The sequence below is a fragment of the Gordonia sp. IITR100 genome (assembly GCF_002009645.1).
Classification (GTDB): domain Bacteria; phylum Actinomycetota; class Actinomycetes; order Mycobacteriales; family Mycobacteriaceae; genus Gordonia; species Gordonia hongkongensis.
Genome location: NZ_MVKV01000001.1, coordinates 686,602 through 701,516 on the forward strand (window position 1 = coordinate 686,602; position 14,915 = coordinate 701,516).

Annotated in this window: 7 protein-coding genes; 1 reads left to right on the forward strand and 6 read right to left on the reverse strand. The window is 68.6% G+C overall.

Features of this window, described 5'->3' with window-relative positions:
* Positions 1–63: 63 nt before the first annotated feature.
* Complete coding sequence (locus tag B1818_RS03235; protein ID WP_058253694.1) at positions 64–1,518, reverse strand: glutamate synthase subunit beta; 1,455 nt, start codon at positions 1,516–1,518, stop codon at positions 64–66.
* Positions 1,511–6,094, reverse strand: a complete 4,584-nt coding sequence (gene gltB, locus B1818_RS03240) for a glutamate synthase large subunit (RefSeq protein WP_058253728.1) — start codon at positions 6,092–6,094, stop codon at positions 1,511–1,513. Before gltB ends, B1818_RS03235 begins: the two co-directional genes overlap by 8 nt.
* Before the next feature lie 505 nt (positions 6,095–6,599).
* Here gltB and B1818_RS03245 point away from each other — a divergent pair.
* Positions 6,600–7,712, forward strand: a complete 1,113-nt coding sequence (locus tag B1818_RS03245; protein ID WP_078111905.1) for an alpha/beta hydrolase — start codon at positions 6,600–6,602, stop codon at positions 7,710–7,712.
* A gap of 18 nt (positions 7,713–7,730) precedes the next feature.
* Here the strand turns inward: B1818_RS03245 and B1818_RS03250 are convergent, their stop codons facing one another.
* The 4 genes from B1818_RS03250 to B1818_RS03265 form a co-directional block, all read right to left on the reverse strand.
* Positions 7,731–9,134, reverse strand: a complete 1,404-nt coding sequence (locus B1818_RS03250; RefSeq protein ID WP_078111906.1) for a carotenoid oxygenase family protein — start codon at positions 9,132–9,134, stop codon at positions 7,731–7,733.
* A gap of 45 nt (positions 9,135–9,179) precedes the next feature.
* Positions 9,180–9,803 (reverse strand): hypothetical protein, encoded by a 624-nt coding sequence (locus B1818_RS03255; protein WP_078111907.1) that lies wholly within the window; start codon positions 9,801–9,803, stop codon positions 9,180–9,182.
* A 123-nt stretch (positions 9,804–9,926) separates the two neighbouring features.
* Entirely contained in the window at positions 9,927–12,662 is a 2,736-nt protein-coding gene (locus tag B1818_RS24650; protein ID WP_303048496.1) for a LuxR family transcriptional regulator, read from the reverse strand.
* 49 nt (positions 12,663–12,711) lie between these two features.
* Complete coding sequence (locus B1818_RS03265) at positions 12,712–14,898, reverse strand: DUF2254 family protein (RefSeq protein ID WP_078111908.1); 2,187 nt, start codon at positions 14,896–14,898, stop codon at positions 12,712–12,714.
* Positions 14,899–14,915: the final 17 nt, after the last annotated feature.

Genomic DNA, 14,915 nt, shown 5'->3' on the forward strand with positions numbered 1-14,915 from the left:
TCCCGCCCACCCTGAGCGGGTGAGCGGGAGTTCGGTGTCGTACGTACTACACGAAGCGCGCGATCAGCGCTGCGCGACCTGTGTGGGCACGATCGGTGCGGGCAGGTCCGACGCCCCGGTGAGGAACGCGTCGGCGGCCGCGGCGGCCGAGCGCCCCTCGGCGATGGCCCACACGATGAGCGACTGTCCGCGCCCGGCGTCGCCGGCGACGAAGACACCCGGCTGACCGACGGCAGCGAAGTTGCCGTCGCGCTTGACGTTTCCGCGGGGGTCGTACTCGACGCCCATCTTGTCGAGGAGGTCCTCGCGCTCGGGTCCGACGAAGCCCATGGCGAGCAGCACCAGGTCCGCCTCGAGTTCGAAGTCCGAGCCCTCGACCTTCTCGAAGCGGCCGTCGCGCATCACGACCTCGTGCGCCTTGAGCCCGGTGAGCTTGCCGTCCTCGCCGACGAACTGCTCGGTGTTGACCGAGAAGACGCGCTCGCCGCCCTCTTCGTGGGCGGACGACACGCGGTACATGAGCGGGTAGGTCGGCCACGGGGTCGACTCGGCACGCTCGATCGGCGGCTTCGGCATGATCTCGAACTGATGGACGATCTCCGCGCCCTGGCGCAGGGAGGTGCCCAGGCAGTCGGCGCCGGTGTCGCCACCGCCGATGATGATGACCTTCTTGCCCTTGGCCGAGATCTGGCCCTCGACTTCGTCGCCGAGCTGCACCCGGTTGGCCTGCGGCAGGAACTCCATGGCCTGGTGGATGCCGTCGAGCTCACGCCCGGGGATCGGCAGATCGCGACCGATGGTCGAACCGTTGGCGAGGATCACCGCGTCAAAGTCGGCGCGCAGCTGCTCGACGGTGACGTCGACACCCACGTTGACGCCGGTGCGGAAGACGGTGCCCTCGGCCTCCATCTGCGCGAGACGACGGTCGATGTGGCGCTTCTCCATCTTGAACTCGGGGATGCCGTAACGGAGCAGGCCACCGATGCGGTCGGCCCGTTCGAACAGCGTCACGTCGTGTCCGGCACGCGTGAGCTGCTGCGCCGCAGCGAGTCCCGCGGGCCCGGAGCCGACGACGGCCACCGACTTGCCGGTCTTCTCCGACGGCATGACCGGGGTCACCCAGCCGTTGTCGAAGGCGTTGTCGATGATCTCGACCTCGACCTGCTTGATGGTGACCGGCGGCTGGTTGATCCCCAGCACGCACGACGCCTCGCACGGAGCCGGGCACAGGCGGCCGGTGAACTCCGGGAAGTTGTTCGTCGCGTGCAGACGTTCGATGCCGTCGCGCCACTGGTCCTTGTAGACCAGGTCGTTCCACTCGGGAATCAGGTTCCCCAGCGGGCAGCCGTTGTGGCAGAACGGGATACCGCAGTCCATGCAGCGGCTCGCCTGCGTCTTCAGATGGCCCTTGTCGAAGTCGGTGTAGACCTCTTTCCAGTCCAGCAGACGCAGTTCCACCGGGCGGCGGTCGGGCAGCTCCCGCTCGGGGTGCTTGAGAAATCCTCTGGGGTCAGCCACGTGCGGCCTCCATGATCGCTTCGTTCACGTCTCGCCCGGTCTTCTCCGCCTCGGAGATGGCCAGCAACACACGCTTGTAGTCGCGCGGCATGACCTTGGCGAACTTGGTCTGGGCGGTGTCCCAATCGCCGAGCAGCGCTGCCGCGACCGGGGATTCGGTCTCGGCGCGGTGCTCTTCGATGATCGTGGCGAGGAACTCGATGTCCTCGTCCTCGAGCGGCTCGAGGTCGACGAGCTCGGTGTTGAGGTTGTCGGCCAGCTTGCCCTCGGGGTCGAAGACGAACGCCATACCGCCGGACATGCCCGCCGCGAAGTTGCGGCCGGTCTCGCCGAGGACGACGACGCGTCCACCCGTCATGTACTCACAGCCGTGGTCGCCCACACCCTCGACCACCGCGGTGACGCCCGAGTTGCGAACGCAGAAGCGCTCACCCACGATGCCGCGCAGGAAGATCTTGCCCGCGGTGGCACCGAAGCCGATCACGTTGCCGGCGATGATGTTGTGCTCGGCGACGAAGTCGTCCGGCGCGTTGCGTGCCGGACGGACCACGAGGCGACCGCCCGAGAGACCCTTGCCGACGAAGTCGTTGGCGTCGCCCTCGAGGCGCAGCGTGATGCCCTTGGGAACGAAGGCACCGAAGCTGTTGCCGGCCGATCCGGTGAAGTCGACGATGATCGTCCCGTCGGGAAGACCCTGTGCGCCATAGGCCTTGGTGACCTCATGGCCCAGCATGGTGCCGACGGTGCGGTTCACGTTGGTGATCTTCGAGGTGAAGGACACCCGCGTGCCGTGGTCGATGGCCTCGCGGCTCTGCGCGATGAGCTGCTGGTCGAGCGCTTTGTCCAGGCCGTGGTCCTGCACGCCGGAGCAGTACAGGTCCTGGTTCATGAACGGCGACTCGGGCATCGCCAGGATCGACGACAGGTCGAGCTTGCCCGCCTTCTCCGACTTCCAGTGCGCGAGCGCCTTGGTCGTGTCGAGCGCCTCGACGTGACCGACGGCCTCCTGCAGGGTGCGGAAGCCCAGGCGCGCCAGCAGTTCCCGGACCTCTTCGGCGATGTACAGGAAGAAGTTCTCGACGAACTCCGGCTTGCCCGCGAAACGCTCCCGCAGCAGCGGGTTCTGGGTGGCGACACCCACCGGGCACGTGTCGAGGTGACACACCCGCATCATGATGCAACCCGCGACCACCAGCGGCGCGGTGGCGAAACCGAACTCCTCGCCACCCAGCAGGGCGGCGACCACGACGTCGCGACCGGTCTTGAGCTGGCCGTCGACCTGCACGACGATCCGGTCGCGGAGTCCGTTGAGCAGCAGGGTCTGCTGGGTCTCGGCCAGGCCGATCTCCCACGGCGCACCGGCGTGCTTGACCGAGGTCAACGGCGTTGCGCCGGTACCGCCGTCGTGCCCTGAGATGAGGACGACGTCGGCGTGCGCCTTCGAGACACCGGCCGCGACGGTGCCGACGCCCACCTCGGACACCAGCTTCACGTGGATCCGGGCCTGCGGGTTGGCGTTCTTCAGGTCGTGGATCAGCTGCGCGAGATCCTCGATCGAGTAGATGTCGTGGTGCGGGGGCGGCGAGATGAGGCCGACGCCCGGCGTCGATCCACGGACCTCGGCGACCCACGGGTACACCTTGTGCGGCGGCAGCTGCCCGCCCTCACCCGGCTTCGCACCCTGCGCCATCTTGATCTGGATGTCGGTGCAGTTCGACAGGTAGTGCGAGGTGACGCCGAAACGGCCCGACGCGACCTGCTTGATCGCGCTGCGACGCCAGTCACCGTTCTCGTCGTGATGGAAGCGCCGCGGATCCTCGCCACCTTCACCGGAATTCGAGCGACCACCGAGCCGGTTCATGGCGATCGCGAGGGTTTCGTGCGCCTCCGCGGAGATCGAACCGAAGCTCATCGCGCCGGTCGAGAACCGCTTCACGATCTCGCGGGCCGGTTCGACCTTCTCGATCGGAATCGGGTCGCGGTCACCGAAATTGAAGTCGAACAGGCCGCGCAGCGACGCCATCTGGCGGGACTGGTCGTCCACCAGCTTCGTGTATTCCTTGAACACCTTGTACTGGCCGGTGCGCGTGGAGTGCTGGAGCTTGAAGACGGTGTCCGGGTTGAACAGGTGGTACTCGCCTTCGCGGCGCCACTGGTACTCGCCGCCGACCTCGAGCTCGCGGTGGGCGCGCTCGGACGGGCGATCGGAGAATGCCAGCGCGTGGCGGGTCGCGACGTCGGCGGCGATCTCGTCGAGACCGATGCCGTCGAGCTGGCTGTTGAGCCCGGTGAAGAACTCGTCGACGGTCTCCTGCGAGATACCGATGACCTGGAAGAGCTGTGCACCGGTGTACGAGGCGAGGGTCGAGATGCCCATCTTGCTCATCACCTTCAGCACGCCCTTGCCGGCGGCCTTGATGTAGTTCTTCTGCGCGGTGGCGAAGTCGAGGTTGCCGAGCACACCGCGCTCGGTCATGTCCTCGATCGACTCGAAGGCCATGTACGGATTCACCGCTGCCGCACCGAAACCGACGAGCGCGGCCACGTGGTGGACCTCGCGGCAGTCACCCGACTCGACGATGAGACCGGCCTGGGTGCGCTTGCGTTCCCGCACCAGGTGGTGGTGCACCGCAGCCGTCAGCAGCAGCGACGGGATGGGTGCGTAGGTCTCGTCCGACTCGCGGTCGGACAGGATCACCAGGTTCACGCCGTCGTCGATCGCGGCGCTGACCTTCGCACGCACCTCGTCGAGGGCCTTGCGCAGACCGGCGCCACCCTCGGCCACCGGGTAGAGGCCGTGGATGTGGACGCTGCGGAAACCGGGCAGCGCGTCGTTGGAGTTGATCTCCACCAGTTTCGCGAGCGTGTCGTTGTCGAGGACCGGCGACGGCAGCTCGATCTGACGGCACGACTCGGGGCCGGGGTGCAACAGGTCGGCCTCGGTGCCGATGGTGCCGCCGACGCTGGTCACGATCTCTTCGCGGATCGCATCGAGCGGCGGGTTGGTCACCTGGGCGAACAGCTGCTGGAAGTAGTCGAACAGCATGCGCGGACGCTTGGACAGCACCGCGATCGGGGTGTCGGTACCCATCGAGCCGAGTGCCTCGGCACCGGTCTTCGCCATCGGCGCGACCAGCAGGTCGAGTTCCTCACGGGTGTAGCCGAACACCTGCTGGCGCAACGCGACCCGGTCGTGCGGCATGTGCTGATGCGGCGGCGCCTCGATGTCGTCGACCGCGACCAGTCCCTGCTCGAGCCACTCACCGTAGGGGTGCTCGGCAGCGAGCTCGTCCTTGATCTCCTCGTCGTCGACGATGCGGCCGGCAGCGGTGTCCACCAGGAACATGCGGCCGGGCTGAAGACGCATCTTCTGCACGACGTCGGCGTGATCGATGTCGAGCACGCCGACCTCGGAGGCCATCACGACGAGCCCGTCCTTGGTGACCCAGATCCGACTGGGCCGCAGGCCGTTCCGGTCGAGCACGGCACCCACGACGGTGCCGTCGGTGAAGCACACCGACGCCGGTCCGTCCCAGGGCTCCATCAGTGCGGAGTGGTAGCGGTAGAAGTCCCGGTGCTCAGGTTTCATCGACTCGTGACGCTCCCAGGCCTCCGGGATCATCATGAGCACGGCGTGCGGGAGGGAGCGTCCACCGAGGTGGAGCAGCTCGAGCACCTCGTCGAACCGGGCGGTGTCCGACGCACCCGGGGTGCAGATCGGGAAGATCTTCGACGCCGCGTCGGCCCCGAAGGCCGCGGTGTCGATGAGCGCCTCGCGGGCCCGCATCCAGTTCTCGTTACCGGTGACGGTGTTGATCTCGCCGTTGTGGGCGACGCGGCGGAACGGATGCGCCAGCGGCCACGACGGGAAGGTGTTGGTGGAGAAGCGCGAATGCACCAGACCGAGCGCGCTCTCGACACGCGAGTCCTGCAGGTCGACGTAGAACTCCCGCAGCTGCGGCGTCGTCAGCATGCCCTTGTAGACGAAGGTGCGTCCGGACAGGCTCGGGAAGTAGACGGTCTCACGTCCGGGCCCGTCGGCGCCGGCGCCCTTGTTGCCGAGTTCGTACTGGACCCGTTTGCGCACGACGTAGGCGCGACGCTCGAGTTCCATGCCCTCCGCGCCGCCGACGAACACCTGCCGGAAGGTCGGCATGGCATCGCGGGCAAGTGCTCCGAGCGAGTTCTCGTTGGTCGGCACCTCGCGCCAGCCGAGCAGGGTCAGACCCTCTGCCTCGATGACCTTCTCCACGCCCTCGCAGGCGAGGCGGGCGTCTTCCGAGCCCTGGGGCAGGAAGGCGATACCGGTCGCGTAGCTGCCCTCCGCGGGCAGCTCGAAGTCCACGGTCTCCCGCAGGAAACGGTCCGGGACCTGGATCATGATGCCCGCACCGTCGCCGGTGTTGGGCTCGGCACCCGCGGCGCCGCGGTGCTCGAGATTGACCAGGGCCATGATCGCCTTGTCGACGATGTCGCGACTGCGCCGCCCGTGCATGTCCACGACAAACGCCACGCCACACGAGTCGTGCTCATTGCGTGGGTCGTAGAGACCCACCGGTCCCGGAGCCTGCTTCATAGTTCGCCTCACTTTGCGCGCGAGGAGTGCACGCACTACCCGTCGTCGATGTCTGGGGCCACACCCGGCCGTGTCGGGCCGCGGACCACGATGTCCCCGGCGTCGTCGTGCTCCACCCGCATCGGGGCTGACCTGGGCAGAGCCGACGATCACAGCGGCGGTGAGTCCCGGTCAGCGCCGTTGCTGACGGTCCCTTCGGGCCGCATCGTCGGGACCCGAACCACCCTGCTCATCGCAGCTACCGCGCGCAGCACGCCAGAGCGCCCCCGGGCAGCCGTATGAGCATTGTGAGTCATTTTTCCACGCGAAGGGCCCACTCTCGAAATCCGGTTACCACAGAGACACCGCCGGTGCACGTCAGACGAAAATCCGGCGATTCGGGGTCCGCCCCGGAGACGGCCCGCGCGGGCCTTTCGGGAGCGTCGACGGTCGCGGTCCGATTGCGGCCGGGTCTCACCCTCACCGATCCCGCACCCGCACGGCATCGAGCCACTACCGTCAGGTGATGAGCGTCACCGTATCGGCCGATGAGCCCACCCCGGAAGCGGATCTCCTCGCGCATCCGTTCGGCCGCCTGGGCGTCGATCCGTACGGTTCGCGGCGTTCCCGTGCGGTCAACGCCTATCTGGCCCGGGTCACCTGGCCGATGATGACGGCGGCCGGGGTCAGCCACCCCCGCGTCACCGCGCAGATGATCCAGCGGACGCGCCCGGCACTGAACCGGACCATCGAGCGGATCAACCCGCCTCCGGCCAACACCCGGGTGAAGATCGTGCGTGAGAACTTCCGGGGTGGGCAGGTCCGTGGCGAGTGGGTGATCGGCCGGCAGGCGAGCGCTCCGGTCCCCGGTTCGCGGATTCTGTATTACATGCACGGGAGCGGGTACGTGGTGTGCTCGCCGCGAACGCACCGGGGCCTGGTCGGCCGGCTCGGCAACAAGACCGGGCTGCCCGCCTTCAGCCTGGACTACCGGCTCGCCCCCGAGCACGCCTGGCCGTGCGCGGGCAACGACGCCGTCCGCGGCTATCGCTGGCTGCTGTCCCAGGGGTACTGCGCCGAGGACATCGTGGTCGCGGGTGACTCCGCCGGCGGCCACCTGGCGCTCGACCTGCTCGCCGTCAACCACGCCACCGGGACCCCGCAGCCGGGTTCGATGGTGCTGTTCTCGCCGCTCTACGACCCGACTTTCCAACTGGCCGTGCGCAATCAGCGAACCGGGGTGCGGGACCCGATCATCGACGCGATGTCCGCCCGCAAGATCCTGCGGCTCTACACCCGGACCGCCGACCCCGATCATCCACGGATGCGCGTCCGTCTCACCCCGGACATGACCCTGCCCAAGACGCTCATCCAATACGGGGCGCGCGAGGTGATGGGGGCCGACGCCCGGGCCACCCACGACGAGATCACCGGCGCCGGAGGGGTTTCGGTGATCCAGGCCTGGCCCGACCAGGGTCACGTCTTCCAGCTGATCCCCCGCCTGTCGGCCGAGGCGCGGTCGGCCATCGACATCGCTGCGCGGTTCATCGAGGTGACCGCGCCGGTTCCTTCCGACTCGCAAACCCACCCCTTTTCCACAAACCCAGCACGCTTCGACGGGCTGGGTTTACGGAAATAGGGTGGGTTTGTCAGGGGGTCAGTCCGCGAGCCACGCGCCGTGCAGCCCGGCGGGGACGCGGATCGGGAGTTCGACGGTGGCAACCGGCCCGGCCGTCGGCTCGTCGGCGGCGAGAAGGTAGAAATACGAACGCATGTCGGCGGGGTCGGTGCCGATCGCGCCCCAGTGATCGCGTTCGGCGCCCGGGATGTAGATCGGCTCGCCGATCGCGGTTCCGGGACTCCAGAAGGTCTCGGTGCCGGCGGAGAGATCGTGGAACCAGAGACTGTCGGTGGCATCGGTGTCGCGGGGTCCCTTCGCCACCGTTGCCACGCGATGGTGGTCCCGGGTGAGCAACCGGTCGTCGACTCGCGGGAACTCCATGTTGAAGGCGTTGTCGCTGATCGTGTTCCGGGTGATGGTGCCATCCGGGCGGATGATCGCGCGGGTGAGCGCCGACGTCGCCGGCCGGGGTTCGGCGGCGAAACCACCCGGGTAGCTCCATTCCACGTAGTCGACGGTGACACCGTCGTCGGGGCCCGGACCGTCGAAGGCGTTGGCGAAGTGCCACACCCAGAACGGGTCGGTCTGGACCCAGCGCACCGGGCCGCCGTCGCGCGGGATGAGGGCGATGCGCGTGCCGTCGTCGGGTTGCCAGGACAGCAGCGAGCCACCGGTCATCGCGGCTTCGAGGTCGAAGATCAACGGGCACACGAAGAGTACGAGGTACCGCGACGTGAGGGCCATGTCGTGGATCATGACCGACTTGTCCAGACCGTCGACCGGGTTGGGCCCGGTTGCCGCCGTCCCGTCCGGATTCACGATCGACCAGGTGAGATACGGCGCTTCGAGGCTGTAGTTGAACAACATCATCTCGCCGGTGGCCGGGTCGATCTTCGGGTGAGCGGTACTACCGACCCGCATGGCGCCGTCGCAATCGGTCTTGGCCAGCGTCGCCAGCGTCGACGGTTCGAGCAGGTAGGGCTGGTCGGATTCGGCCATCGCCATCAACCGTCCGCCGTGACGGACGATGTTGATGTCGGGCAGTTCGCGGTAGGTGCCGGCGAGTTCGTCCCCGACTACACTCGCGGGTGGTGTGTACCCGTCGGTGAGACCGGACCAGAGTGCATGTCCGGCAGCCTCTTCCGCGATGACCATCGGGGTCCGGACGAAGCGGTTGGTGTACCCGACGCGAACGCCGTCGATGCTGATCCGGTGCACCATGCCGTCACCGTCGAGGGGATAGACGAACGATCCGATGGGATCGAAACGCGGATTGGGGCCGTTGCGCAGGTAGCTGCCGCGCAGATCCGCGGGGATCTCGCCGCGGACGGGCAGGTCGGTGACATCGACCTCCTCCCGCTGCGGGGCGTACACACCGGTGAGGTGGGCGTGATGCGCGAGGTCGACGGGGGCGGGCGTGGGGGGCGTGGCGATGGTCATCGGATGTCCTTCGGGCGGGTCGGTAGGAGGGCTGTGCCGCGGGGGTCAGCCGACGGTCGGGGCGGTGGAGGCGGCGGGCGCGCTTGGGGCCGCGTCGGCGATTGCCCGGGTCCGCTTGACCGCGAACACGATCAGCGCGATCGGCACGACCCAGTTGAGCAGGATGTTGCCCGGGTGGCTGCCGGGCACCGACGCCGACGACGCCAGCAATCCGGCAACGATGTGCGAGCAGCCCATGAGTGCGATCGCCCCGGCCCACAAGAGGCTGATCTGGCGGTTCTTCGCGCGGAACACGGGTGAGTGCCACAGGGCGGGATCGACGGTCTCGCGGGCGTACTGCTCGGTGAACGGGACCGTGAACGCGGACACGGCCATGACCGCGGCGAGGACGAACGCCGAACCACCGCGACCGAAGAACACGAGCGCTTCGTCGACCTGAGTATCACCGACGATGCCGATGAGCGCGATGACGCCGAACAGGACGACCCCGGCGACGTCGATGATCTTCCAACCGCCGCCGGTGCGGACGGCCTCGTAGATGGTGACGGCCAGGGCCAGCGCGCAGGCGGCGATCGCGGCGAGCGTGACGTGGTCGGCACCCAGGCGTTCGGCCGCCCAGGCGAACACGAACCAGGGGGCGAGTCCCAAGATCATCGATTTGGCGTTCACGGGTGGTCTCCTTCGGTACGGCCGAGGTGGGTCCTCGTTGGGGGTACACCCACTGTCCGCCGTACCGATGACGCGTACATCTGCGTCATGACGGAGAAAACTGCGCCAACCGTGCGACGATGCTCAGTTCTGCTGCCGACCCACGACGAACGCGGCGAGTTCGACGCGGGTGCGCAGGCCGAGTTTGGCGAGGGCGTGGGAGACGTGGGTCTGCACCGTGCGGGTCGAGATGAACAACCGGTCGGCGATCTCGCCGCCGCTCATGCCGGCCGCGACCAGTTCGGCGACGGTCGTCTCGGTCTTGGTGAGACTGTCCCAACCATGGGTCGGCCGGTCGCGTGCCGCGGGGTCGAGCCGAATCCCCAACGGACGCAACCGCGAGGCCACGCGTGCGGAGCTGGTGCTTGCTCCCATGGCACGCGTCAGTCGCATCGCTCGCCGGGCGAGCTCGCGGGCGCGGTCCCGGTCTCCCGAAAGGGCGACCGCGCACGCGGCTTCCTCCCACACGCACGCCTCGGACTGCCGGTCCCCGACCGCCTGCACGATCTCGGCGTACTCGTCGGCGGCGTGCACGATCGTCAACGGGTCCGCGTCGTGGAGCACCACCGAACACATCGCGCGGGCCACCGCGACGGGCCCGGACATGGGCGGCGCGGGCGGTACCGGGAACTCGTCGAGCCCGTCCAGAATGCTGCCGAGCAGCGCGGTGTCGCCCGCACGCGCGCCGATCCGCGCGGTCTCGAGAACGACGGTGGGCAGCCAGGAGTACAGACCGAACCGGCGGCCGTGGTCCCATGCGCTGCCGGCTGTCGTCGCGGCCGCACGTAGTTTCCGGTTCGCCTCGAGCAGCAGGGCGCGGGCGTGGGTGGGCACCGGGAAACCGAACTGGTCCGGTAGTCCCGTGTCGTCCCACGCGTCGAGGCGGGTCGACGCGGCCGCCAGGTCGCCGCGTAGCACGTCGACCATGGCCCGCCCGCCGACCGCCATCGACTTCCAGCCCATGTCCGCGGAGTCCGCGCGATCCAGTCCGGCATCGAAGGACGCCGCCGAATCGTCGAGGTCGCCGAGCCCGAGAGCTATTCCGCCGCGGGTGAACTCGTGGTACGCGGTCATCCAGTCGGCGCCCCGGCTCGATCGCAACCGGGCGGCCCCCGCGAGCAGGTCGGCCGCGGCCGCCGGGCCATGCGCATACTGTTCGATCAGCGACGGCCAGATGTCGGCCGACGACGTCGACAACGTGCCGCCGGCAGATTCCGCCGCGTCCCGACGCGAGGCGAGCAGCGCGATCCCGAGCGCCTCCTCCACCTCGCCGCGCAGGAACCGGCGTAGTGCCTCGGCGATCAGGCCGGACACCGATCGGGTGGACGCGTCCCGCTCGACGTCGAAGAACGGGGTGTCCGGCGCGGGCGCTCGTCCGTCGAGGATGCCTACGTAGTGCCGCAGGTCGGTGAGCGTGCCGGCGACGCCGTCGTCGACCGGGAGTTGCAGGGTCTCGTCGATCAGGTCCCGCACCCGGTCGGTGTCACCCTTGGCGATCAGGGCGAACAACAGGATTCGATGCAGCTCGGCGAACTCGGCGATCTCGGTCGCCAGTCCCATGCCGTCCTCGGCGACGCGTGAAGCCCGGTCGAGCTGCCCGGTTCGGGCGAGGGCGAGCGCGAGTGCGGTGTTGACCCCCGCCGACGGACGGGCGGTGCCGGCCAACGTCTCCAGGAGTTCCGCCGCGACCGCCGGCGTGCTGGCGAGTTCGCTCTCGGCACGGCGTACCGCCGCGAACATCGCGGATTCGTCACTACCCGAAGCGATTCGATGATGAGCCACGGACTGTGGATCGTGCCGAGTACTGGGATGGCTGGCGATCGCGTCGTGCAGCACCGAGCGCAGCATCGGATCGAGTTGTCGATAGGTGACATCGGCGTACAGATCGTGGGTGAACCGCAGTGCTCCCCCGTCGTCGACGCCGACGATCCCGGCGTCGATCGCCGACTGGGCCGGCCCGACCAGCGAGGCGGGCGGAACCGCGTCGACCGCGGCCAGTTGGGCGAGCGTCGCCGGGCGGCCCCACACCGCGAGCTTCTGCGTCAGCTCGCGGGCACGACCGTCGAGGAGGGCGACGTGTTCGGCGATCGCGTCCTCGAGTCCACTCGGTACCCCCGACGCGGTGCGTGCGTCGACCGCCGCGTGACCGTCGACGATCCGCAGACCGCCCGACTGCTGCAGCGCGCGCAGCACCGAGATCACGTGCATCGGGTTCCCACCCGATGCACCGAGCAGCCCGAAGAGTTCGGCGTCCGGTGCGGCACCGACGGTCTCGATCGAGATCCGGTGGACCTCGTCGGCGCCCAGCGGGGGCAGGGACCAGTCGACGACCTCCGCTCGCGCCACCAACCGGTTCAGCAGATCCCGTTCTGGGAGCGGCCGCCGGCCGAGGAGCATCACCAGCGGTAGCACCCGCGTGGCAGGTACGAGGCGGGACAACAGTTCCAGGGTCGCCGCATCGGCGTGGTGGGCATCGTCGATGACGAGCACGAGCGGCCCGTCGGCACACAGCGTGTCCACGCGCGCGTAGAGATCGTCGTCGAAGCCATCGGGAACCGGGGTCGGCAGATCCACTCCGAGCAGCTGCCCGGCGAGTCCGAACGGTTGGCGCCATGACAGTTCGTCTGCCCGCACCGTGCGAACGGAACCATCAGTGGCAGAGGCCAGTTCCCGGAGCGTATGGGTCTTTCCGGCGCCCGGGCCGGCGGTGATCACGCCGACCCCACGGCGGGCGGAACCCGAATCGCGTTGGGCAGCGGCGACGAAGTCGCGCATCTCGTCGACCACCGCCCGACGGTCGGCGGACTGGGACGCGAGCACGGACTCAGGGTATCGGTTGTGTCCGATTCGCGTGATCTATCTGCTCACCTCACCGGCCGAACTCGGACCCGTATCCCTGCCGGTCCGCAGCCGCGGCCAGTCGCCGGTCGAGGTCGTCGGACCAGTCGCGGGCGACCTGCGCGTCGAGCACGGCCAGTCGCTCGGCCACCGGCGCGCGCTGCGCGGGCCCGCACCCGGTGAGAAGGGACTCGAACAGCGCGCGCAGGCGGCGTTGCACCTGTACCTGGCCGGTGCTGTGCCGTCGGATCTCGTCGGTCCCGATCGCGACGTAGTCCGCCCAGCTGCGCCGGATGCCGCGGACCGAGGGGTCGCTCGAGAAATGTTCGCTGCGAAGCCGCGGAGCCAGCAGCAGCAACAGGTCCTCGGTGTGGTCGAGCGCCTGGACCACGACGCTCGGATCGTTGCTCCCAGCCGACATCGCCTTGAGCGCGATGTCCGAGATCGCCTGCAGCGCCGCGGCGGGACTCACCGAGGGTTGATGGGTGTCCCCGAACAGCAGACAGGCCAGCACGCGGCGCTTCTCCACCTGGATCGGATCACCGATGATCTCGACCACCGGGAGATCGTGCGGCACATGGTCGCCGACGGCGACGAGCACGTCGATCCGGACGTTCCACGACGCTGCGTATCGACGAAGACGATCACCGTTGACGGCCAGCAACACCCGACCCCGCGCCGACACCTCCCCCAGCCTGATCTGCATGCGTGGCGCATCCGTCGTGACGTCCAGATCGACGCTCGGTTCGCCCGGTCCGGCGACGACCGACGGAACGGCCTCACCGTCGAAACCGATTGCCACCGAGGGCTCGTCGTGCTTCACCGGCGACATCGGCAGCTGCCGCACGATCGCCGACCGGCCGTCGTCGGCGATCCACTGCAGCAGGCGCGAGGTGTTCAGGATCGTCCCGACCTTCCCGACGAGCGCGATGAACAGGTACGCGCTGACGGTCGTGAGCATGAATGCGATCGCCGTGGACAGGCCGGGGGTCGGCTCGTCCGGACCCCCGACCGACAGGTCGATCGCGATGATCACGCTGTAGACGAAGGTCGCGAGGAAGAAGCCGGTGGACCACCGCATGACGGGTTCTTGCTGCAGCATCGGGATCACCCGCACCGAGATCGACGACGCCCCGAACTGCATGGCGAGGGTGACGGCGGTGAACACGAGACCGGTCAGGGTCGCCATCGAACCGGCGATGACACTGAGCAGCGTCGCCAGGGTTCCCGGGTCGACCTCCAACTCGAGCAGCTCGTCGAATCCGACGGTGGTCCACGCGGCGACGATCGCCAGGGTCACCAGCACGACCGGCAGCCGCCAGATCGGGACCGTCCGCAGCGCCCGGCGCGTACGCCGCCATCGGATAGCGGTCGCCAGCGCACTCGGCACCTTCTCGGTCACGACGGTGACCGCCCCCGGCGCCGGTGTCGGAGTCGGAACGGGAGCCGGGGTGTCCGGCACCCCGAATCGGCCCGCCACCGCCTCCTGCACGACGATCTTCCATCGCATCAACGGTTCTCGATATCGCTGCTCACGCCCGATCGCGCGAGCCAGTTTGCGGGGGCGGTTCTTGTATCGCCACCGGGCCCATGGTGATCGCGGCCGCGCGAGTCGCGCGGCACCGAACCACAGCAGGACCGGGACGAACATGCCCACCAGTCCGGTCCAGACCTTGCCCTTGATCAGGGTGACGATCGCCAGGAGCACGTTGAGCACGACGACACCCGCCGCGACCAGCCGTGCCACCAGGCCGTTCTCGTTCCGGATGTCCCCGACGACCTCGAACGCCCCGAACGGCTGCAACCCGAGGAGGAAGAGCAGACCGATGGCGATCGCGACGAACACCGCGTCGATCGACGTCCGCCCCTCCTCCGCCCAGTAGACGTCGCGCAGGTGGAGGATGAGCGCGAACTCGTCGAGCACGAGCGCCGCTCCGATGCCGAACAGGGCCGCCAGGACACAGTCGATCACCGGTGTCCGGAGCGGGTCGACCGCGACGAATCCGAAGCCCGCCACCAACATCGCCATCATGCCGAAGAAGGCGTGGTGCACATGCACCCCGCCCGGCGTCACGTTGCCCGGCCACCAACTGACCTCAGCGCGGATCATCCGCACACTGAAGCGGATGAACAGGAAGGTCAGGACGAAGGCGAGCAACAGGAAGAACAACGGCAGACGACCGGTCTCGACGATCCGCTCATCGAACCACCCGGTCATCCCCCGACCCTAGCGGC